This window comes from Lysinibacillus sp. FSL K6-0057, from assembly GCF_038630885.1.
GTDB classification, from domain to species: Bacteria; Bacillota; Bacilli; order Bacillales_A; family Planococcaceae; genus Lysinibacillus; species Lysinibacillus fusiformis_F.
The window spans coordinates 748330-771003 of sequence record NZ_CP152047.1 but is presented as its reverse complement, the minus strand read 5'-3'; the positions used below and the strand labels follow the sequence as shown (position 1 = coordinate 771003).

The 22674-nt window shown below is 33.5% G+C and carries 22 protein-coding genes; 1 reads left to right on the top strand and 21 read right to left on the bottom strand.

Annotation, left to right across the window (positions count from 1 at the left end; all coding sequences use genetic code 11):
- Window positions 1–416: 416 nt before the first annotated feature.
- A complete protein-coding gene (locus MHB40_RS03580; RefSeq protein WP_342533950.1) occupies window positions 417–665 on the bottom strand; it encodes an IDEAL domain-containing protein in 249 nt (82 codons plus the stop codon).
- A gap of 227 nt (window positions 666–892) precedes the next feature.
- Here MHB40_RS03580 and MHB40_RS03575 point away from each other — a divergent pair, with 227 nt between their 5' ends.
- Window positions 893–1402: a competence protein ComK gene (locus tag MHB40_RS03575; protein WP_205441307.1), complete on the top strand. Its 510-nt coding sequence runs from the start codon at window positions 893–895 to the stop codon at window positions 1400–1402.
- A 44-nt stretch (window positions 1403–1446) separates the two neighbouring features.
- Here MHB40_RS03575 and prfB read toward each other — a convergent pair.
- From prfB to MHB40_RS03475, 20 genes are all read right to left on the bottom strand, one after another.
- A protein-coding gene (gene prfB / locus MHB40_RS03570; RefSeq protein ID WP_342534747.1) for a peptide chain release factor 2 occupies window positions 1447–2548 on the bottom strand; the annotation gives its coding sequence in 2 pieces (ribosomal slippage) (window positions 1447–2475 and window positions 2477–2548; 1101 coding nt in all).
- A gap of 125 nt (window positions 2549–2673) precedes the next feature.
- Window positions 2674–3216, bottom strand: coding sequence for a competence protein ComK (locus MHB40_RS03565; protein ID WP_205441305.1), 543 nt, complete (start codon window positions 3214–3216; stop codon window positions 2674–2676).
- 374 nt (window positions 3217–3590) lie between these two features.
- A complete protein-coding gene (secA, locus tag MHB40_RS03560) occupies window positions 3591–6101 on the bottom strand; it encodes a preprotein translocase subunit SecA (protein ID WP_342533949.1) in 2511 nt (836 codons plus the stop codon).
- A gap of 143 nt (window positions 6102–6244) precedes the next feature.
- Entirely contained in the window at window positions 6245–6796 is a 552-nt protein-coding gene (gene raiA / locus MHB40_RS03555; protein WP_004227537.1) for a ribosome-associated translation inhibitor RaiA, read from the bottom strand.
- Between the two features lie 100 nt (window positions 6797–6896).
- Window positions 6897–7280 carry a PilZ domain-containing protein gene (locus MHB40_RS03550; RefSeq protein ID WP_205441292.1) on the bottom strand — a complete coding sequence of 128 codons (384 nt, stop codon included), beginning with the start codon at window positions 7278–7280 and terminating at the stop codon, window positions 6897–6899.
- Between the two features lie 195 nt (window positions 7281–7475).
- A complete protein-coding gene (gene fliS / locus MHB40_RS03545; protein ID WP_342533948.1) occupies window positions 7476–7886 on the bottom strand; it encodes a flagellar export chaperone FliS in 411 nt (136 codons plus the stop codon).
- 209 nt (window positions 7887–8095) lie between these two features.
- Entirely contained in the window at window positions 8096–8455 is a 360-nt protein-coding gene (locus MHB40_RS03540; protein WP_342534746.1) for a flagellar protein FliT, read from the bottom strand.
- Between the two features lie 22 nt (window positions 8456–8477).
- On the bottom strand, window positions 8478–10412 hold the full coding sequence (fliD, locus tag MHB40_RS03535) for a flagellar filament capping protein FliD (RefSeq protein WP_342533947.1): 1935 nt from the start codon (window positions 10410–10412) through the stop codon (window positions 8478–8480).
- 18 nt (window positions 10413–10430) lie between these two features.
- The gene (locus tag MHB40_RS03530) at window positions 10431–10829 is read right to left on the bottom strand and encodes a flagellar protein FlaG (RefSeq protein WP_342533946.1); all 399 of its coding nucleotides are present in this window, start codon (window positions 10827–10829) and stop codon (window positions 10431–10433) included.
- A 227-nt stretch (window positions 10830–11056) separates the two neighbouring features.
- Window positions 11057–11413: a hypothetical protein gene (locus MHB40_RS03525; RefSeq protein ID WP_342533945.1), complete on the bottom strand. Its 357-nt coding sequence runs from the start codon at window positions 11411–11413 to the stop codon at window positions 11057–11059.
- Window positions 11414–12347: 934 nt separating this feature from the next.
- Entirely contained in the window at window positions 12348–13496 is a 1149-nt protein-coding gene (gene pseC / locus MHB40_RS03520; protein WP_342533944.1) for a UDP-4-amino-4,6-dideoxy-N-acetyl-beta-L-altrosamine transaminase, read from the bottom strand.
- A 16-nt stretch (window positions 13497–13512) separates the two neighbouring features.
- Window positions 13513–14205: a class I SAM-dependent methyltransferase gene (locus tag MHB40_RS03515; RefSeq protein WP_342533943.1), complete on the bottom strand. Its 693-nt coding sequence runs from the start codon at window positions 14203–14205 to the stop codon at window positions 13513–13515.
- A complete protein-coding gene (locus MHB40_RS03510) occupies window positions 14202–14894 on the bottom strand; it encodes a PIG-L family deacetylase (protein ID WP_342533942.1) in 693 nt (230 codons plus the stop codon). Before MHB40_RS03510 ends, MHB40_RS03515 begins: the two co-directional genes overlap by 4 nt.
- Window positions 14895–14929: 35 nt before the next feature.
- On the bottom strand, window positions 14930–15592 hold the full coding sequence (locus tag MHB40_RS03505) for a class I SAM-dependent methyltransferase (protein WP_342533941.1): 663 nt from the start codon (window positions 15590–15592) through the stop codon (window positions 14930–14932).
- A gap of 3 nt (window positions 15593–15595) precedes the next feature.
- A complete protein-coding gene (locus tag MHB40_RS03500) occupies window positions 15596–16318 on the bottom strand; it encodes a WbqC family protein (protein ID WP_342533940.1) in 723 nt (240 codons plus the stop codon).
- Between the two features lie 372 nt (window positions 16319–16690).
- Window positions 16691–17749, bottom strand: coding sequence for an N-acetylneuraminate synthase family protein (locus MHB40_RS03495; protein WP_342533939.1), 1059 nt, complete (start codon window positions 17747–17749; stop codon window positions 16691–16693).
- 11 nt (window positions 17750–17760) lie between these two features.
- On the bottom strand, window positions 17761–18804 hold the full coding sequence (pseG, locus tag MHB40_RS03490) for a UDP-2,4-diacetamido-2,4,6-trideoxy-beta-L-altropyranose hydrolase (protein ID WP_342534745.1): 1044 nt from the start codon (window positions 18802–18804) through the stop codon (window positions 17761–17763).
- 701 nt (window positions 18805–19505) lie between these two features.
- The gene (locus MHB40_RS03485) at window positions 19506–20084 is read right to left on the bottom strand and encodes a formyltransferase family protein (RefSeq protein WP_342533938.1); all 579 of its coding nucleotides are present in this window, start codon (window positions 20082–20084) and stop codon (window positions 19506–19508) included.
- 1137 nt (window positions 20085–21221) lie between these two features.
- On the bottom strand, window positions 21222–21947 hold the full coding sequence (locus MHB40_RS03480; RefSeq protein ID WP_342533937.1) for a glycosyltransferase family protein: 726 nt from the start codon (window positions 21945–21947) through the stop codon (window positions 21222–21224).
- Window positions 21948–22038: 91 nt separating this feature from the next.
- On the bottom strand, window positions 22039–22662 hold the full coding sequence (locus MHB40_RS03475) for a pseudaminic acid biosynthesis-associated methylase (RefSeq protein ID WP_342533936.1): 624 nt from the start codon (window positions 22660–22662) through the stop codon (window positions 22039–22041).
- Between the last annotated feature and the right edge of the window lie 12 nt (window positions 22663–22674).

The window sequence follows — 22674 nt, the reverse complement described above, 5'->3', positions numbered from 1 at the left end:
AGGTTTTCAAGCTTCATGAGATTCCTTATTTAGGAGTGACGGTTATTGCTTTTGGAGCGGCTTGCACTCTTTTAGGAGCGGAGTTTTGTGCTTTTGGAGCGGCTATCGTGCGGTTACGATCGGGGGCGTCACTTTTAGAGCGGTTATCTCACCTTTATGAGCGGCTTCCGTCTCTTTCAGAGCGACTCATTCCCTTTTATGAGCGGGTTCCGTCTCTTTCGGAGCGACTCATTCCTTTTTATGAGCGGGGGCACATGCTTTTTGGAGCGGGAACCTTCACTTTCGGAGCGACTCTCACTTTTTTATGAGCAGAGTCTCAAACTGTTCGAATGAAAACAAACACTCTTCACATCCCTCACAACTATTTTCAAAGTCAAAAAAATCCCGCTCTCCAATAGAAGTGGAGAGCGGGTTCGTCAATATGTTTCATCTTCTGTTTGCTGTAAGGAAATTAGTTCGGATGCGTATTGATAAAATGCGTTTTCATCTTTTTCATCGAGTGCTCTATCTATCAGAACCATGAGCTGCTCTTGCCGATGCATACGCTGGATACGATTTAAAAATAAATCTAAATAAATCTCGTTTAATAATTTCTCTGCCTCATCAACTTTTTTCGACTGACCAACGGCTTTTAGAAAATCTGTATACGAATAATATTTATCCAACGATCTCACCTCGATCCTTTTCTAAATTATATGAAAATTGAAATTAAAAAGCAATGCTTACGAATCGAAAATATCTTGGATTAGCTCTAAATCACGTGACATTTAGAGCAAATTCTCTAAGCATTTCGTGCTTTTCTGAACAATTTTCAACTTTTTCATCTAATTTATGAAAGTCATTTTTTGCTCTACACTAATGTTATTACTAGAAAAAAGGAGGCACTCCCTATATGACAACTAATTTTGTAAACGGCTACTTAATTTCATTCAACACTTATTTACTGCAGCCCATTCAGCATGACTCCAAAGTATTCACACATGTGATTGATAAGCATAATGAGCTGATTGTTACGCGCAAACCGATGCATGTCCTTCGAAAATCCTGTATCTCATTAGGCTCCACCTATGAAGCCGCAAAACAATCGGCTAAGCGTTTCTTCGGCAATCAACACAAGTTACCAGTCGTCGTGGCCTTTGATTACGGTTATCCCTGTATTTTTTTACCAACTTATTCACCAAGCTCCATTCACAATATATGGATTGGGCTTCATGCAATTATCAATATTACACCTAGTGAAATGGGGTGTACTGTAACGTTAAAAAATAATAAACAAATTGAACTACCTATTCGATATGCATCCATTAGTAAACAATTTCTTAACGCATCTATGCTGTATAAATACTACATGAATGAACGTAAACAGCTTAGCCAAGATGCACCCTATCATCCGCCCTTTTAACAAAAAATTCCCCAAGAGCATCTCACTCTTGGGGAATCTGTGTATTAATTTATTTTTGAACGTAAATAAGCATTAATAAATGGATCTAAATCGCCATCCATCACTGCTCCCACATTACCTGTCTCTTCATTTGTACGATGATCCTTTACCATCGAGTATGGGTGGAAAACATACGAACGAATTTGAGAGCCCCAGCCTATTTCTTTTTGTTCACCACGTATTTCATCTAGCTGTGCCTGCTGTTTATCAAGCTCTAGTTGATATAGCTTCCCTTTTAACATCGTCATCGCTTTTTCACGGTTTTTAATCTGTGAACGCTCAGCTTGACATTGTACGACCGTACCAGTAGGGATATGCGTAATACGAACAGCAGAATCTGTCGTATTAATATGCTGACCACCCGCACCTGTTGCACGATACGTATCAATTTTTAAATCCTCTGTACGAATATCGATTTCAATATTGTCGTCGAACTCTGGCATAACATCGCAGGAAACGAAAGACGTATGACGGCGGCCAGAAGAATCGAATGGAGAAATACGTACTAGACGATGGACACCCTTTTCTGCTTGTAAATAACCAAAAGCATTGTGACCTTTAATCGACAATGTTACAGATTTAATCCCAGCTTCATCTCCAGGCAGATAGTCCACCGTTTCCACTTTAAATCCGCGCTTTTCCGCCCATCTCGTATACATACGTAAAAGCATGGAACCCCAATCCTGTGATTCCGTACCACCAGCTCCAGGATGCAGCTCTAAAATGGCATTGTTTTGATCATATGGACCACTTAACAGCAGTTGCAGCTCAAAATCAGCTATCTTTTGTTGGAATTCTGCTAGTTCTTTGCCTAGTTCTTCCTGTAATTCTTCGTCTGATTCTTCACGTAAAAGCTCCAGTGTCATATCTAAATTTTCATGTGTTTCCACTAAATCCTTATATTCATTGGCAATGGCTTTTAAGGCATTGCCTTCATTGATAACCACCTGTGCACCTTGCTGATCATCCCAAAAGCCTGGCTCTAGCATCATTTCATCTAGCTCCTGAATACGTGCCTCTTTGTTTTCTAAGTCAAAGAGACCCCCTAAAGTCCACCAATTTTTTGGCTGTAGTGTCTAACACATTGCGTACATCTGCTAATTCAATCATCGTTAAATCCTCCGAACGTTAGTCATGGAGCTAACACTTCATTCACAAAGCCCCGTATCTTTTTATTATAACGTTTTTACAAAGGAAAACATACTATCTAGCAGATGTTTTATGGTATTAAGTCAACTATCTTGCGTCTCGTCCTCCACCATATTCTTGGCAAGACGTTGAAATACTTTCACACGATCATACTGAACAAGTAAATATTTTGTTCGTTTCTCTAGTCTATATTTTAATAAAAAAGCTCTTTGAATTCGAGACTCTAACGCATTAACACTGACATCTACAATAAATTCCTTGCCATTCATAAAAGTGACCTTCGTCCTCTTTTTATCCACAGCATTATATTCATCAATATGATGGACAGCGAACCAGATACATTCGGGATGTAGAGGAGATCTACTAGGGAACCATAGAATATTACATCGTTCATCCACCACTATAGGATTTTTATTAAGCTTGCCTAGGATCATTTTCGAACCATCGAATGCTCCTCTTAAACTAGAACCAAAATAACGCAGATTAAAGTCCAATAATTTCGTGGGTGGTAGCGTAGATATATACTCATTATTTTTCTCATACACCTGCGTACATAAATTTCCAAAGGAATCATACACAGGCATATACATCATTGTTTCACTATTCATAATATCTTTTTTATGCATCTATAGTCCCCCTTTATACATTTTATGTTGCTTCCAGTCATAATAAAAAGGAATATACCAATATCCGTACATTCCCGATATTTTCAACGAGTAAGATTGCTTGAAATTTTTTTCAACACACCTACCCATTTCTCCAAGAAACCTTCTTGAAAATCCCGATCCTCCTTAAGTCTTGGTCTTATAATTAATAATTTAGGATAATAATAGGACAAACAACTTGTACTATATACCTATTATTACAGCTATTGTATACCCATATTTTTCAATTGTCTATAAATTCTGACTTTATAAGCTAAAATTTCTTCAATTTTGAGTTATTTTAAAAAGAAAAAATCATTTTAACACGTAGTTAAAATGATTTTTTCACCTAAATATTATTGAGCCGTACCATGACAGTTTTTAAATTTCTTACCGCTTCCACATGGACATAAATCATTACGGCCAATGTTTTCAGCCTTACGAACTGGTTGCCTTTTCGGAGCAGAGCCACCTTCTTCTTTTGGATTAACAGCCTGCCCCTTCGCCACCTCTTCACGCTCAAGATTGTTGCGGATTTCTGCTTTCATCGCATATTTCGCTACATCCTCACGAATAGAGGCTACCATATCCTCAAACATCGCAAAGCCTTCTTGTTGATATTCACGAAGCGGATCGTTTTGACCATATGCACGCAGATGGATACCTTGACGTAGTTGATCCATTGCATCAATATGATCAATCCATTTTGTATCGATTGATCGTAATAAAATGACCTTTTCAAACTCACGCATACGCTCTGGTGTCAGTTCTACCTCTTTTTCATTATAACGAACATGAACTGCATCAGAAATCAACTGATTAATATCTTCTACAGACTTGCCTTGGAAATCAGATACTTTAAGTTGACCTTCCTCTAAAAGATTGGCCGCTACAAAGTCTTCAATTGCCTTTAAGTTCCAATCCTTCTGTTCACCTTGAGTATACAGGCTAACAATATTATCAATTGTTTCTTGAATCATAGACTCAACAAGCACACGCATATTTTCTGTTTCCAGCACATCATAACGCTCTTTATAAATAATCTCACGTTGCTGACGTAATACATCGTCATATTGTAATAATCGTTTACGCGCATCAAAGTTATTACCTTCGACACGTTTCTGCGCTGATTCTACAGCTCTCGACACCACTTTCGATTGCAATGGCTGGGAATCATCCATACCTAAGCGCATCATCATAGACTTCATATTGTCAGAGCCAAAACGACGCATCAAATCATCCTCTAGGGATAGATAGAATTGTGTAACCCCAGGATTCCCTTGACGACCAGAACGTCCACGAAGCTGATTGTCAATACGACGGGATTCATGTCGCTCTGTACCGATTACCGCTAAACCACCAATTTCGAGTACACCTTCACCAGGTTTAATATCTGTACCACGACCAGCCATGTTTGTTGCAATTGTCACAGCACCCTTTGAACCAGCATTGGCAATGATTTCAGCTTCACGTTCATGGTTTTTCGCATTTAATACATTATGTGGAATTTTATACTTATCCAATAATCTTGAAATAATTTCAGACGTTTCAATGGCAACTGTACCTACAAGTACTGGTTGACCCGCTTGATGTCGCTCTGCAATATCTGCAGCTACCGCTTTATATTTTCCTTCCATAGTGGCAAAAATTAAGTCAGCACGGTCATCACGAGCAATCGGTTTATTCGTAGGAATAGCCACAACGTTCATATTATAAATATTACGGAATTCCTCTTCCTCTGTTTTCGCTGTACCTGTCATCCCTGCTAACTTTTGATACATACGGAAATAGTTTTGGAAGGTAATTGTCGCCATTGTCATCGATTCATTTTGAATCTCTACGCCTTCCTTGGCTTCAATTGCCTGGTGTAAACCGTCAGAGTAACGACGCCCTTTCATCAAACGACCTGTAAAGCCGTCAACGATAACGATCTCGCCTTCCTGCACAACATAATCTACATCATTATGCATACTCACATGTGCTTTTAATGATTGATTAATGGCATGGTTTAAACGAACATGTGTCAAATCAAATAGATTATCAATGCCGAATGCTTTTTCCGCCTTCTCTACACCTGCATCTGTTAACGTAACACCTTTTGTTGATTCTTCATACGTATAATCTGTCTCTGCATTTAACATCCGTACAAATGCATTGGACTGTTTATAAAGCTGTGCTGATTTCCCAGCTTGACCCGAAATAATTAATGGCGTACGCGCTTCATCAATTAAGATTGAGTCGACCTCATCAATCACCGCATAATGCAATGGACGTTGTACACGTTCCTCCTTATACAGCACCATATTATCACGTAAGTAGTCAAAGCCTAGCTCATTGTTTGTACTATACGTAATATCAGCCTCATAAGCAGTACGTTTTTCATCTTTTGAGAGGCTATTTAAATTAAGCCCAACAGATAAGCCTAAGAAATTATAAAGTTGTCCCATTTCAGCAGCATCACGACTCGCTAGGTATTCGTTGACTGTCACAACATGTACACCTTTACCAGTGATGGCATTCAAATAAACAGCCATTGTTGCTGTTAATGTTTTACCTTCCCCGGTCTTCATCTCTGCGATATTCCCCTCATCAAGAGCAGCAGCCCCCATGATTTGAACACGGAATGGGTACATCTCTAATACACGTTTTGCCGCTTCTCGACAAACAGCAAAAGCTTCGCCACGAATCGACTCTAAATGTTCGCCATCAGCATAGCGTTTTTTAAATTCATCTGTTTTCGCTTGTAATTGATCATCTGAAAGCTGTTCCATTTGAGAAGCGAATCCCTCAACTTGGTCAGCGATTTTTTCTAATTTTTTTAGCTCACGTTTATTGAAATCAAATAATTTATTTAATAGGTTTGCCATGAATGTTTTTCACTTCCTATATAGATTCAACTTTCATTTTACCATTGTGTAACAGTTTCATGCAAACTGTCACCCCGGCTACATATGATTGTCATACAAAAAAAGACCCTCGCCATCGCGAGAGCCTTTGTCATCATGAAGTTTTAAGTTGTTTCAATTAAGCCATATTTTCCATCTTTACGTTTATACACAATATTTGTGCCGTTCGATTCAGCATCTGTAAAGACATAGAAATCATGTCCAAGCATATTCATTTGTAGAACTGCCTCTTCTTGATCCATAGGTTTTAAATCAAATTGCTTTGTACGAACAATTGAATATTCTTCTTCCTCTGATACTGCATCAGCGGCTGCTTGAGTAGTAGCAAAATAAAGGCCTGCACCTTCACGCTCGCGGAATTTACGGTTTACCTTTGTTTTATGCTTACGGATCTGACGCTCTAATTTATCAACAATTAGATCAACAGCAGCATACATATCATTATGACGCTCTTCAGCACGAAGAGTTAGGTTCTTCATTGGAATAGTAACTTCCACTTTAGTTTGTTTGTCATTGTAAACCTTTAAATTGACATTAGCGTTGGCATTAACATCTTCGTTAAAATAGCGTTCAACTTTATCGATTTTGTTCTCAACATACTCTCGAATAGCTGGAGTTACCTCAATATTTTCACCACGAATGTTAAAGTTTAACATGTAAACTCCTCCTTTATAACTGCTATACTATCTATTTCTACACAAGTGTGTGAAATTCCTCTAAAATCATTCTTTTTTTTACAAAAAATTTTTATAAATTTTATAAATTATTATTTTGTTTTTTCGCTTCAGCTGCTTCCTTTTTGCGTCGAAGCTTTAGTTCTTCAACAATCAAATCTTCCACGGGTCCTTGATTATTAAAATAGATGCCGTATTGCTTGCCGTTCCCAAATGGACGACTCCAAATCACTTCTCCATAAGCGCGAACTTCTTGTGTATCTAGCACAAAATGAATATCTAATGGTGGAGGGTTTATACCTAAGTCTACTTCCGTAAACATCTTTAACCCACGTGGACTAATATCCAACAAGTCAGCCATAGCCGTTTGTCCATGATTGACCTTTCCATTTTCATAAATAGCAAAAGTTATTTGAATTGGCTCCTCAAATTTAAATCGGAAACCTTCTTGACGCTTAAAAATCATATTCCCACCCCAGTACTCTTTTAAACATGTTTATTGCTTTGATTATGCCATGATGCCCAACTAACAGCCACAGGGAATAAGTAACATATTTTACCGATCAATAGCCTAATTTATGACTATTTATCAATAATTTCTAGATAATTCCTCTGTCACAAAGAAAAGAGACCATCTTTTGATGATGGCCTCTAATTGTGTCTAAATTTGTCCGCTGTTTCCCTGACCAAATTGCTGTTGTCGATTAATGCGAATAACTTCCTTCCACGTATCGCGAAATTCCGTCACAAATCCTTCTACTTCCTCAATAATGGCTACGTCATTTTGAATGTTGGCTTCAATTAAACGACGATTTAAAAATTCATAAAGAGGTAACAATTGCTTCGACACCTCTATGTCCATATTGAGTGTCGACATCAGTTCACCAATAATGGACTGTGCCTTTTGAAGGTTCGTATTTTTTTCTTGAATATTCTTCTCTTGAATAGCTAGTTTCGCCTTATGCAAGAATTTCAGGCATCCATTATAAAGCATTAATGTTAGCTCGCCAGGAGAAGCTGTAGTCACACTATTTTGTTTATACGCGTTTTGTGCTGTTAAATTTGCTGCCAATAAAGGACAACTCCTTTGAAAGGTTACTTATTTACTAGTTTAAACCATTTTACGAAGAAAAGCTATTTGATCAATTAAGCCTCGGCGTAATTGTGTCTGGATTTTGAATTGTGTAATCACAATTCATTCCTTTTAAATCGAAGACATCCGCCAGGGCTTTATCTTCCATTCAGCTGGCGACTTGCACCACGCTGAATGAAGATAAACTATTAATTCTTTTTGTCATAATACATCCCATCCATTACACGAACATTCGAATAAGGATTGAAATATTGTTGTTCACTTTTTTTCGTTTTTTGTAGGTTTGCCATGTCTTGTTTAACTGCTTCCATAACAGCTGCTAACCGCTCTTTAATGCCATTATCCAATTCAAACAATGTAAGATGAATACGATTTTCTTGATTAAATTGAAAGTTCTCCTGCTTTAATACTTCCATTATTTGTCCACGTTTATTTAGCAGATCATTAATCTGATTAATGTACTCATCACGCTCTTCTCCTGCTGGAATTTCGCCTAAAATCTTATATAAATTCGCCGACACCTGTAATAATTGTTCGATTGGTTGCATCATAATCTCCTACTTCAACTTATTAATTGCCACCCGCAAATTGCGCAAACATGCTAGATTGCTCGTTTGCTTTATTAATCGCTTTCTCCATCGCAGAAAACTGCTTCCAATACCGAGCTTCGATATTTTCAAGCTTCGTTTTCCAAGTGTCCATTCGTTGATTAATTCCTACTAATTCTTTACCAAGAGCATATTGTTGGTCTGTCATCGTGGCACGACCAGCTTTTTTCTCTATAGATTGACTAAAGTCAGTAATAGCACTACGTAATCTTTGTACAATACCACGAGTATCTGTTCCATCTGATTTTTTCTCGCCCTGTTGTGTTAATGTACTAATTACACGCTCTGGATCATCTGTTAATGCTTTACGTAGCTGATTTTCATCAATTTGTAACTTACCACCATCACTATAATTACTTGTCGTAGTAATCCCCATTGCTGATAATGCATTATAAGCACCATCACCAAAGCCGCCTACATGTCCTCCTATTGCATAACGTATATCATTCATGCCTTGGCGTAATAAAGAATCACTACGCAATAAGCCACTTTTTGCCTTTTCATCCCATAATTTTTGCTCATTTTCACTCATATCTTTACGTTGCTCATCTGTTAAAGGAGTAAAAGAACGATATTTGGTCTCTTTTAATTGATCGTTAATACCACCAATCAGCTCATTATACTTATTTACGAATTCTTTAATTTTATCCACCATATGATCTATATCATGTGTGGATTTTACAGATACAGTATTAGCTGTACTTTCAGTAAATTCTCCTTTTAATGTAATTTCATAGCCTGAAACATTGACTAAATTAGAAGCACTCTCCATGTCTAGCCCATTAATTTTATAAATAGCATTTTGACCTTCTTGACCTATCCTAACACTATTTTCTACAACATTTGTTAAATCAAATGTTGCAACATTATTATCTTTAGTGTGACCTGTTTCTGCAGCACCAAATCCTAATTTCCCCAGTAAAGCTGAAACATTCGCATCATCATTACCGTCACCGTCACCATCTTTTAAAACTTGAATACTGCTTGTGCTACCATCACTAGTTTTACCAGAGTTATTAGCCCCAATTGTTAGCTTACCATTAGAGAATAGGGCTGTAACCCCTGCACCAGAACGATTAAGATTATTAATAAATGACTCAATTGTATCTGACTTGCTATAAGAAATTTTTGTTTGCTTTGTTTCACCATTCGACTGAATAACATTAAATGTTAAAGAGCCATCCTCAAGTCCTAATTCTCCTAAAAGTGTGTTGCTTTTAGCACCATTGCCACCGCCGGCTACAAATTGTGCAGTACTTTCACCCTTTTTAGAAAAACCTAGCTTCTCCGCATTTGTTTGGCTAGTCACCTCTACATTATTACCTGCAAAAATTCGACCTGTGGTAGCATTGAATTTTGCATCTTTTAATCCTTCTTCATTCATCCTCTTTACAAAGTCAGAAATTTTGTCTCCTGTTGTAAAAGTAACTTCTTTCTCTGTCACATTCCCTTTATCATCAGTAACTTTAAATTTGATACTACCGCCTTCACTGACGCCAATAGCACTCAACTCATCATCTGCGGTTGCTAGTCTATGTGTTGTATCGCTTACATTCATAACACCAGTTTTTGCATTCGATGCCAATTTTGTAACAGATTGAATCTCTAAATTACCTGCTGCGCCTGCGCCAGCTTTAATAGATACTTTATCACTACTACCGCCACTAACAGATGCTGTTTTTTTCAAGAAATTGCTTGATAACAAAATATTATCGAACGAGAAATCACTGAATGTTTTCAGCTTTGTATTGATAGATCGATAAGCATCTCTTTGCCATTCTGCAATTTGTTTCTTTTGAAAAAGTTTATCCATCGGCATTCTTTCTGCCTTCATTAACTTTGCTACCATAGCATCAATATCCATACCTGATGCTAAACCACCAATTCTATTTACCATATCCTATTCCTCCTAAATTTAGATTTTTTCATCAACAATCATACCAGCTAGTTTTTGCATTTGATAAAATGCATCTAATAATCGTTCAGGTGGTATTTCTTTAATGACTTCTTCTGTTTCTGCATTAACTAAACGAACATAATATTTATGCAATCCCTCATGAAAGACAAATTTAGACGTTTTTCGATCCGTTTGTAAAAATTCATTTATAGAATCTACGGCTTCTTTAAGCTTTTCTTTCATTCCTTCTTGGCTAGATTCGCCCTTTGAATCTATTAATTCATCTACTGGTTTTTGATTAGCTGTAGTAGTTCCTTCTTCTTTTAGTTTACTGCTCGCAATAGCTGCTTTAGCAGAATCAGTAGACACTTGAGAGTTTTGGAAACTTTCTACTGTTTGTTGTGCATTGATGCGCATCTTATTAACCCCCCTAACTTAAAAATCTAACTATAGTTATTATCGGCACTAAATCTTTGCCTTACATAGGTAAATTAGGAAATCGTCTTAAATTAGGATTCATAAGGTGTTTTGTAATAGTACTTGTTTTAATACTAGATTTGTTGCGCTAAAAATTGTAGTAAAAAAACCTACTATTCTAAATGAATAGCAGGTTTAAAATTAAAAATAGCAGAAATCTCGCTTATTTAGTTTTCAATTTTTTCAAATGTCCACTCTGACGCGCTCATAAACATTGGTGCAATTTCATATTCAAATAAGTCCGCCACCGTAACAGAATCGCCAATTTCTAATGCTTGACTAACTTCTTTTAGCATATCAATCATGTCGTTCAGACAACTATTGATACGATAGTGTTTTTCAAGCATGTGTTTTTCCACAGTTATAAGCCATTCTACACCTTCACTTAAATCCGCAATCATTTCGAATGCTTCTACCTGTTTGCCCGTACGCAAATTATTCGCTATTTGCTGGCAACCTCCTTCAATTTTGACTACATAATCGTAGTAGGAATGCTGTGTTTCTTGTAGTAATTCGTTTTGCATATTGGATTCTCCTTAAGGATATATATTCATTTCTAATTAAACAGCAATTGAAATACAGGTAGCACATGGCTATAGTCCCCATGAACTTCTATTTTGGAGCTAGTAACATTACACTTAGGACATTTTCATTTGTATTAATATGAGTGGGTTTCATTTTCAATACATAATCTACAAGTCCAATAGAAATCATCCTACACCCATGATTGTTTAAAAATAATATTGCCGTATTTCGTATGGTCAATGATTTTATTTCAAACTTAATATGTTGTAATCTGCACAAGCTTGTTTGTTTAACTTAACAATTACAAAATTATCCGTTATATCTACACAAAAATAATTTTTAAAGTTATTAATCAATCAATGGAACAAATGTAACAATTTGTATTAAATGATATTCAAACTCCACACATAATGTTGCTAAATTATTTCGTACATAAAAAGAACAAATGAATATAAATACAATAGGAGGAGTCCAAGTAGATATACTATCTTTTGCGAAGATAGTTGAGGGCCTAACCAGCTACCAACATGCAATAGGTCTGCACATTTGGTTTGTATAAAACTCATTATTCGTTTTTCATTATAGTTCACTGATTTTCTAATAAAAAAATTTAATATCTTCAATTGCAGTAATAAAGTCTATCACCAACATATAACTCATATCAGCAAACTCTTTTGTAGTTTCAATTAATTGCGCTAACACAGCTGCATACATTCATTTTTAATACTGGAATTAAACTAGAAAAATCCTGCTGAATTTGCGTTATTTCATCTTTAAGAAATACATCTGCTAAAATACTCACATATAGTGTTTTTATGACGCCGTTAAGCTTTAGTAATCGATTTTAACTTATTTGTAATATTTTCAATTTCATTTTCTAATTCTTTTATTCTGTTTAATAATGCTAGTTTATCAAACATACAATCTTATTTATTATTTTGTAGCAAATTCATTAATATTTAAAATTAGTTTATTTAAGATAAATGTCACTTCTTCATCACTCAATTGAGGGTGTATTGGTAATGTCAAAGCATTCTTATACCAATCTTCAGCTACAGGACAAAGCCCTTTTTTATATCCTAATTGTTGATAATAAGGATGCCAATATACAGGTATATAGTGCACATGAACTCCTATATTTGCCGCATGCATTTCTTCAAAAATATACTTACGGTTTACGCCTTTTAGTTGAATCATATATAAATGCCAACCAGATACTGTATTGTCTAATTGTTGTGGTGTAATAATATATTTAATTTCTTTTAATGTTTCTGTATACAACTTTGCAATTTCTCTACGTCGCTCAATGAATTGATCAAGTTTAGTCATTTGCGACAGACCTAGTGCTGCTTGCAAATCAGTCATTCGATAATTATAGCCAAGTTCAGTCATTTCATAATACCAACCGCCTTGCTCTTGAGCATAAGAGGTTTGCTCAATGCCATGACTACGAAATTTCAAAAGTTTTTTATAATACTCTTCATTATTCGTCACAATTACACCACCCTCAGCCGTTGTAATTGGCTTAACAGGATGGAAGCTAAACATTGTCATATCAGCTTGTGTGCCTACTTTTTGACCCTTATATTCTGCACCAAATGAATGGGCACCATCTTCAATAACGACTAAGTTATGCTCTTTTGCAATCTCCATAATTTCATCCATATTTGCTGGCTGACCAGTAAAATCTACAGGTATAATCGCTTTTGTTTCTACCGTAATTTTCTCCTGAATTCGCTTAGGGTCAATATTGTATGTTTCAGGATCAATATCAACAAAAACTACAGTACCTCCTACATAACGTACGCAGTTTGCACTAGCCGCAAAGGTAATGGGCGAAGTGATAACCTCGTCTCCCTCTACAATCCCAGCAGCGTAGCAAGCGCCATGTAATGCAGCTGTACCATTACAAAAAGCGACTGCGTATTTTACTCCAATATAATTGGCAACTGCTTGTTCAAACTCAGTAACTTTTGGACCTTGTGTCAAATTTGGTGAGCGCAATGTATCAATGACTGTTTGGATATCTTCCTCATCAATAGATTGTTTGCCATAGGAAATAAACTCTTTCAAATTAAACACCTCTTTTAAAGTTTCTTTACATTTTCTTTGCTACTAAATTCCAAGAAGCAATCGTATAGCTATTGGAAAGTTCATTTTTAGTTGTTTTATGTTCTAAAACTTGTATATCAAATTTAGAAAATAAATCTAATAGATGTTGTTTATCAGAAAAATGGATTTTCCCTAAATTACTAAGATGTCCGCTTTCTATATTCATTTTTGTAAAAATATCATCCTCAACTACACTTCCTTTATCAAAATCCGAATGTTTAGTTGAAAACCAATCAATTCCTATAAATTGACTTCCTGGTTTCATCGCTTCATAAACATTATTTAAACATCTCTGTATAGCAGAAGTTGTATTACAAGTTAGTGATCCTCTATCAATTACTAAGTCATAATAATTCTTTTTAAACTCAAAATTCGTAAAATCACCCACATGAATCGATTCCTGATATTGCGGGAATTTTTCATGTAATAAATTTACAATTGACTCACTACCTTCTACAGATGTATATTCGGACTTCAAAGACAGGAAATATGGTATATTAGCCCCTGCTCCACAACCTAATTCCAATACTTTTAACCGTGAACTCTTTGAATTTACATAACGTGATACATAACTAACTAAATCTGACCATGGCCATATACTTAAATGCTGATTTTTTTTATAAATATTTTCCCATTCTATTGAAAAGTCCATATTTCCTCCCTGTAAATTTTGGATCATTTTACGATTTTCCTCCCTAATATAAAAGCTTCTGCAGCTTCCACTCCAATATTTGCCCCACGCCATTTTGCTAAATAATCTAACGCATTTATGGAACGAGCATGCGGCCAATCGCGCATTTCATATTCATAAGCCTCTAATGCTTTTAATTTAAGAAATAATGTACTCTCAATATTTACATAATAATTGGGTGTAAAAGGTGTCGATGATCCTGGTGTCATCCACTCTGTACTAGAAGCCGTTTCAAAAAATAATACTTCGTCCACTGTATGACTCCCTGGAATAGGTCTTACTGCCGTTACAACTGCTCTATGAATCATTTGATGATCTATATTCACATCACCCATATGATGTGTATAAATAATATTTGGTTTAAATTCGTTAATTAATATTTCTATCTGCTTTACAATATCCAATAATTCTAGAGAATCCATTCTATTGTCAGGGAAGCCTAAGAATCTTAACTCCTTAACACCGACAATATCATTTGCAATTTTTGCCGCTCTATAAAGTTTTTTGAAATCTTCTGAATATAACTCAACATCTCGCTCAATATTTCTACTAGTTAGCCCCTCTGCTAAAATAGCACTATAAACTTCATCACCGCCTATTGAATGTCTCGCCATTACTCCACCACAGCCTAAAATCTCATCATCAGGATGAGCAGCAATAATTAAAACTTTCCTCATTTTCCCACCCTCTTTACCAAAAATATATTTATGAATTACTTTCCTACAACAAAATTCCAAGAAGCAAATGTATGATCATTTGGAAATTCAAATGTGTGTACTTTATGTTCTAATACTAAAAAGGTAAAATCAGCAAATAAATTAATTAAATGTTCTTTATCAGAAAAATGTACTTTTCCTAAGTTAACAAATTGCCCTTCATTTATATTTGTTTTAGTATTTGGGTCTCCTGCAACTTCCTCTCCTTTATTAAAATCATCATGAATAGTAGAAAACCAGTCAATTCCTATATATCTTCCATCTATTTTTAATGATTTATATATGCTTTTCAAACATGTAGTAATTGCGTCAGTACTATTATGCGTTAATGCTGCTCTATCTAATATCAAATCATAATAATTTTCCTTTAATTCTATTGTCGTAAAATCTCCTACAACAATATTCTTTTTATATTCCGGGAAATTTTTGTGAAGTTTTTCAACAATTGCTTGGCTACCTTCGATAGCATGATACTCTATGTTTAAACTTTTAAAGAATGGAATATTTGCCCCTGCTCCACAACCTAATTCTAATACTTTAAAGCTTTTAGCAGAAGGTTCCATATAACGCTTTACATAGCTCACTACATCTGACCATGGCCAAATACTCAAATGTGTCTGATTTTTATAAACATCTTCCCACTCTATGGAAAAATTCATAGTTTATATCTCCTTTAACTTTATAATTTCTTCTTTATTTATATTATTTTTAAAAATAATATTCAATGAATTTTCTCCTTCATTGAAAAGTAAATCAATGATACTCATATATGGAAGGAAGTTTCTTTGTTTTTGAGAATAAGTTGGATGAATATATTTTTGTACATAAGGAGAAATTTCTGCTTCTTCAAAAACACTTTTTTCTATATAGTTCACACCCATTTCTCCAAATATAAAAATATTAGAATGCATTTTCTTCGTAATATCTATTAAAAGTTCATTTTTCTTTCCAATAAAACTCTCATCACTTGCTTTTATTAATTTTACTTCTATTTCTAAAATCTTCAAAAACCATTCCATCATATGAAATGTTAAATCAGATAAATATAGCCACTCTCTTGAATAAATATCCTCTAAAAAAGGACTATATTCCTTAAAATATGGACTTGATTTATAATTATAATAAATAGATAGCCAATGTTTTTTTCTCCAATCTATATTATTATTAATTTTTATTTCATTAATAGCCATATCGATATGCCCTTTATGTTGGACAGGAACAGTAAGCCATTGTGGCATACCATTGGCAACTATTTTATTTCTATTTATAAAACTATTTTTTTCATATTGTACTGTATCTAGAAAAACATAATAATCACTTAGTGCAACTTTATGAAACAATCCAAGCCATGGTAAATAAGATGGCTGATGTGCAGTAACAATCAATTCAATACCTCATTCCTTAAAAACATGAGTAAATCTCAGCATTTCTTTGTCTGTTAAACTTAGATACATAGGTACAGACAATCTTGGTTTACTTACTTGTATAACTTACATAAGTCATAAAAATTTATAAACTATTTCTATTCTTAAAAAATATATTAACTTTGCACTACTTCCTCTAATGATTCTTTATATACGGCAACTTGTCGATGAGACCATTTAACAAACTACAGTGTACTTCGTTAACTAGGACAAATTACTTACATTTAAAGCAAATAATATTTATATTTTTTTTGCATTTTTCATTAAATATAGAGCCATTATAATAATCATTCAAACTAATGAATAATAGAACTCACATAAGGCTTCTCCTTATTATCCATCTATAAAATCACCTAAAAATATATTTTGACCTTTAGAAATTTTCTTGGCTGCTTTATTTCCTAATAATTCTTCATAGAAATTAGGAGATAGACCTGGTATACCTGTTCTTCGGAGTCCAATATTATTTACATTTAATACTTCTCCTTCTTCAATATTATCAAGCGCGATAATATATCTTCTTGCTATTTTTCTCATCTCTTCTTCTTGTTCTGTAGGTCTTATAATTGAATCTCCTAACATTTTATAAGCTGAAGTAATTGCTTTTACCCATTCACTTAAAGTCACAGGATTTTCAGAAAACCAATGATCTGGACCTGGTAAATCATTGTCCAACGTAAAATGCTTTTCAAAAAATCTAGCACCACATGCTACAGCTAATGAAGAGGCTACGTATCCCTGTGTATGATCCGAAAACCCTAAAGTTATCATTGGAAAAGCACTTGCCAACGTTTTTAATTTATTAATATTCACATCTTCTTCAGGTGTAGGATACTGTGAAGTACATAATAAAAGAATAACAGGATACCCTTCAAATGTACCAATCGTTTTTAGTGTTTCATATACTTCACTCATATCTGCCATACCACAAGATACAATTAAGGGAAGTTTAGTTTTTGTATACTTCTTTAACAAGGGCAAATTTGTAAAATCATCTGACCCTACTTTTATAGCCTCAATTCCTATTTCTAAAAGTAAATCTAAGTCAGATTCATTTTGTGGTGTCGATAAAAAAGTGATACCTACTTCATCACATTTTTTTTTAATTAAAAACCATTCATTTTTAGTAAATTCATATCTTTTAAACATCTCTAACATAGATTCTGTAACTTCTTTTCCTTGAGAAAAGTATGTATACATTTGATCATGATTATTTACAAATTCCTCTGCTTTAAATGTTTGAAATTTTACAGCATTAACTCCTGCTATTTTTGCAACTTCAATCATTTTATAAGCTTTTTCTAAATCACCATTATGATTAATACCTACTTCAGCAACAATATAAGGTGAATTTTCCATATTTATTACTGTGCCATTTATTACAATATCCATGTTCATCATCCTTAGCTTAATAGTTCTTTAACAGTTCTTTTTACTCCTATACCATCCACTAAATTTAAAGAGTTATTAACAATTTCACTACGTAAACTTATATTCTTAATGAATTTTTGAATTTGCCTTTGCCAATCCATAATTGTAATTTCATGTGCTAATCCTAAAAATTTAATCACCTTTTTTTCATCAGCATCCATTGACAATTCAATTTGATTTTGAGCAGCAGCAACAACTAAACTAGGAATTCCTAACGAACATCTCTCCCATGTAGAACTACCACCTGCCCCTATAGCAATATCACATTTATTCATTACTTCTGCAATATTATTAATTTGATAATAATAATGATAATTACTATGTCTCTCACAGAAGTTCTTTATTCTTTCACTATTCATGTTACCTTTTCCCACAACAACATGAACTTGCTTATCTTTAAAAATCAATAGCGCTTGCAGTACTTTAGTTGTTTCATCGGTAGGATCACTACCACCAAAAGAAACTAATACATCATTTACATTACTATTTTTAGGTTTTAAATTTCTTCGTTGCTTAATAAATTCATTTCTTAATAAGCAGTAGTTTACTCCTAATAATAGTTTACAGTTACTAGGAACTAATAAATTATATCTTTCTGCACCTTTAACATAATCATTTTGATCTAATAAAATGTCACATAAATGCTTACGATTTGCAATATCATCAATAACCATCATTTTATTTGTCCAACTGTATAATTTTCTTTCCCATTTTTCATCAATTGCATAATGGTCTATAATTAATGCATTAATGTTTTGATGATTGATTGCTTGAATAGTTTGGTCTGCATCTATTGCCCAATTTTCATTGGTATAACTCCAAATATCTTCATCAATTTCGGGTAATTCTGCTACAACAAAACCTTTATTTCTTATTAATTCAATGCAGTCACCTTTAGCTTTTCTACAAACAAATTGAATAGTTATTTTATAATTTTTCAAATGGTCTGCTAAAGTTAAACACCTCATAACATGACCATATCCGATTTCAACTGATGCATCAGTACGAAATACCATTTTCACGCTAAAACCCTCTTACTTTTTTATATGTGTATTAATATAATACCTATTTTATTTTCATGCATTACTTTTAAATTGATCTTCTGACTCCGCTTATGTAACTCCAATATCTACTTCTCAATTAATTAATAATCCTCTCCGTATCAACTGCCCAATGGTATTTGCTATTATCTTCATCATTTTTAATATTTAATAACCTGAAAGTTTTGGGTTAAAATACATATGATATGTAATATTTACAACACCTCATTGCTCCATAGCGTTTCTATAAATAGTTTCTAACGCATTCCTTGTAAAGACTTCTGTATCCATTCTTCTTGGGTAAGTTCTTTCTATATGGTTAGAAGCATAGTCTACTTTGTTCTCCATATACTTTTCAATTATATTATCGATAACCTCGATACCCATTACAGGACAATCCGATGTAATGTGAACTACTATATCCGCTTATATTGTTTAGCTGCCTAATAACAGCGTTCAACCTATTTTTTTAAGCCTCTCTAAAATAGGTTGGGATTCCATTTGTTTAAATAATTGAACAACTGCATCATCTCTTAGTTCGTTTGATAACGACTTCTTTATACTTACTTTTTGTGAAATATTCAGTTGATCAAGTAATGTTTTTCCTTTATAATTTTTAATACAGTTTTTTGGAAAACATATAGATCTCATTCACACTTGAATAATTAGAACTATATTCAACACTGTTCTCTCATAACCATTTGTTTTATCAAACTAATAGGAGTATCTAACCCATAAATTAATAGATATTGGTATTTATCTGTATCTTGTGTAGATTGATAACTTCCTTTCCCCTTCTGAGAAATTGCACAAATTTTCCCGTCACGAATATTTTCCCAATTCTCAATAAAGACATCTTCTGCCAACGTAATTAATTTATTATATGAAGTTCTTAATGTGTCATTCTCTTCAAATATTATTTCTTTTTGAACATAGATTGGGCCAGTATCTATCCCTTCATCTATTTGATGGATACTAATCCCTTTGGGTGTATCAGATAAAATACTCCAAAGGTTCGGAGAAGTACCTCTATTCCATGGTAAGTAAGATATATGAATATTAATAATCTGCATCTTTACTAATTTAATTATTGAGTAAGGGATAATATGTGTATAGCCAAAACTGATATAGTAATCATATTCCTTAATATCTTCCTCTGTTATTACCCTTTGAATTACTTTCACACTATGCCCTATTTTTGCTAAATACCGGATAATACGCTCATTTTCAGGGCCTAAAAAGAGTACTTTATTCATATTTCATCACCACATTCTATAAGTTACGAATAGACACACTTTATTATTGTCTCTTGTATAGTAAAAAACTATCTTGTCGTAAATTACCTCTTAATATTCATTGAACTACCATGGGAGCTCAGGCTTGTATTACATAATAAATATCAAAAACACGTTTATGTTTGCATTATTCTTCACAATCGCAAAATATCAATAATCTCATATTGCAATTTGATAAAATTTTTTTACTACTAAGTACATAATATTTATGCTTGGTATTTTAGGAATTAAATTTCATCCCATGCATATACTTAAATTATTTAGTGCACGATTCAACATAATTCAAAAGCTAGTTATACGTTCATCTATAATAGGTGTAACACCGTTATCTCCTTAAAGAAAGGAACAACATTAATTCCCTGTACCTCCTACTACATTGCTCTAATGTATAACTGAAAATCGCATTTTTCTTTCGTCTACATAAATATTAGTAGCTCAAAATGTATATCTGAAGCTAATTTCATTGCACCTTATAGATATATACTAGTGAACGAGCTTTATCTGCTGAAAGGGCAATCACCTTTTCTTTCCATTGATCAATAACTGCTTTGGAAATATTTTGTGTATCATTAATACTTGCTTTTACTAATTCAAACGGATTGTACTCACTTGCTCAACATGCTTCATCGGGGTTGCATTAATCACTATCAAGCACGTTATAAACGATTCTTATCACGCACAAAATCAATAAAAAAACGAATACTTTCATCTTGTAATTTCTGATTCATTTTTCATTTTATTTATCCTCTAAGTATTAAATACTTCCGAGTATTAACTTTGGGATATCATCCATTATATACAATAAAACCCAAAAAAATTATAGACCTAGCTGATAAAAACTGCAGTTTTATCCCTAATATCCCTGTTATTTTACTCCCTTTGCATCCTAAAGTTCCATAGCCTCTTCAAAACTTTTCCTAGAAATCGAAATAACTAAGATTAACAGGAAGAATTTAAATACCATTGTATTTAAATAATCATTACCTACATTTTAAACAGTTAGTAAATGATGATATAACTGACGAGCATATTCAATATACATGTTCAGTTGGGTGACAATAAATTTTACTTACTGAGTATCATTTTTGCTTAAAATCCTCATACTTTTTTCTGTTCAATATGTGCATTAATAGAATACCAATCTTTATTTTCGTGCATTACTTGAAGCAAGTTTTTTAAATTTATCTCCTGATCTCGCATATGTAACTCCAATATCAACTTCTCAATTAACTCAAAATCCTCTTCTGTATCAACTGTCCAACGGTATTTGCTATAATCTTCATCATTTTTAATATTTAGTAACCTAAAAATTTTCGGATTAAAATACATATATGGTGTAACATGTTCAATATCTCTTTGCTCCGTAGCATTTCTATATGCAGTTTCTAACGCATTCATTGTAAAGACTTCTGTGTCCATTCCTCTTGGGTAAGTTCTTTCTATAGTGTTAGAAGCATAGTCTACTTTGTTCTCCATAAATTTTTTAATTATATTATCAACAACCTCAATATCAATTACAGGACAATCCGATGTAATGCGAACTACTATATCTGCTTTAAATTGTTTAGCTGCCAAATAATAGCGTTCAAGAACATTTTTTTCAGACCCTCTAAAATATGGTTGATTTATTTGTTCACATAATTGAACAATAGCTTTATCTCTTATTTCTCTTGTAGTTGCTACGACAATACCTTTTATGTATTCACTTTTCTTTAAACATTCTAATTGATACTCCAGTAATGTCTTTCTTGCAACTTTTTTTAATACTTTTCCTGGTAATCGTGTAGATCCCATACGTGCTTGTGTAATTGCTATTATATTCATTAAACATCCTCCCATATCTTTATAAATAAACAATGTAGCCACAGACTACATTGTTTATTTAGTAATCCTTATTAATTAGTATTCATATAAACTATTCACTCTTTTTTAATAAAAACCACGTAACATCATCTTGAGGATAATTTATATCTCTATGATAAACAAAACCATAATCCACAAGCTCTAAATCTTTATATAGATCCATCATTTCTCCTGCAAAATCACGTTTAAACAATTTATCCTTATAGCCTCTGTATTCAACAACTGAAGGACTGGGACTATAATACTCTACAATACAAATATATTTTGAAGAACTTTCATATAACTTTTCATAAACATTTTCTAATTCACTAGGGTTGATATGAATTAATACACCTTTAATTAGCACAAAATCATATATCCTTTTAGGGTTATAATCTAAAATTGATTCATTAAGTATATAACCTCCATTTATAATTTCTCCAAGCTTTTTAGCAGCTTTTGTATTTATCTCTATCGCAGAGATTTCTAGATTGGGTTTAAGAATTTTTAAAGCTCTTATATTTAATCCAATGTTTGCGCCAAATTCAATTAGTGTATTTACATTCTTAGTTTTACTCATAATTTTTGAAAATAAATGAATATTGCTTGAAACAAATTGCACATTATTATTATTTCTATTTATATATTCATCTCCAAAATTTCCAAACCAAAATTGTTCTTGTTCAGTTTTAAACATTTTAATGGCTCC

Coding starts and splice junctions, on each gene's coding strand:
- MHB40_RS03515 (WP_342533943.1), bottom strand. CDS start 14,205: ATGATCCAAAATTTACAGGGAGGAAATATGGACTTTTCAATAGAATGG.
- MHB40_RS03505 (WP_342533941.1), bottom strand. CDS start 15,592: ATGAATTTTTCCATAGAGTGGGAAGATGTTTATAAAAATCAGACACAT.
- MHB40_RS03565 (WP_205441305.1), bottom strand. CDS start 3,216: ATGCATAAAAAAGATATTATGAATAGTGAAACAATGATGTATATGCCT.
- MHB40_RS03485 (WP_342533938.1), bottom strand. CDS start 20,084: ATGAATAAAGTACTCTTTTTAGGCCCTGAAAATGAGCGTATTATCCGG.
- MHB40_RS03530 (WP_342533946.1), bottom strand. CDS start 10,829: ATGCGCATCAATGCACAACAAACAGTAGAAAGTTTCCAAAACTCTCAA.
- MHB40_RS03510 (WP_342533942.1), bottom strand. CDS start 14,894: ATGAGGAAAGTTTTAATTATTGCTGCTCATCCTGATGATGAGATTTTA.
- raiA (WP_004227537.1), bottom strand. CDS start 6,796: ATGTTAAACTTTAACATTCGTGGTGAAAATATTGAGGTAACTCCAGCT.
- MHB40_RS03475 (WP_342533936.1), bottom strand. CDS start 22,662: ATGTTTAAAACTGAACAAGAACAATTTTGGTTTGGAAATTTTGGAGAT.
- MHB40_RS03495 (WP_342533939.1), bottom strand. CDS start 17,749: ATGGATATTGTAATAAATGGCACAGTAATAAATATGGAAAATTCACCT.
- MHB40_RS03525 (WP_342533945.1), bottom strand. CDS start 11,413: ATGCAAAACGAATTACTACAAGAAACACAGCATTCCTACTACGATTAT.
- pseG (WP_342534745.1), bottom strand. CDS start 18,804: ATGGTATTTCGTACTGATGCATCAGTTGAAATCGGATATGGTCATGTT.
- MHB40_RS03480 (WP_342533937.1), bottom strand. CDS start 21,947: ATGAATATAATAGCAATTACACAAGCACGTATGGGATCTACACGATTA.
- secA (WP_342533949.1), bottom strand. CDS start 6,101: ATGGCAAACCTATTAAATAAATTATTTGATTTCAATAAACGTGAGCTA.
- MHB40_RS03550 (WP_205441292.1), bottom strand. CDS start 7,280: ATGATTTTTAAGCGTCAAGAAGGTTTCCGATTTAAATTTGAGGAGCCA.
- fliD (WP_342533947.1), bottom strand. CDS start 10,412: ATGGTAAATAGAATTGGTGGTTTAGCATCAGGTATGGATATTGATGCT.
- MHB40_RS03540 (WP_342534746.1), bottom strand. CDS start 8,455: ATGCAACCAATCGAACAATTATTACAGGTGTCGGCGAATTTATATAAG.
- MHB40_RS03575 (WP_205441307.1), top strand. CDS start 893: ATGACAACTAATTTTGTAAACGGCTACTTAATTTCATTCAACACTTAT.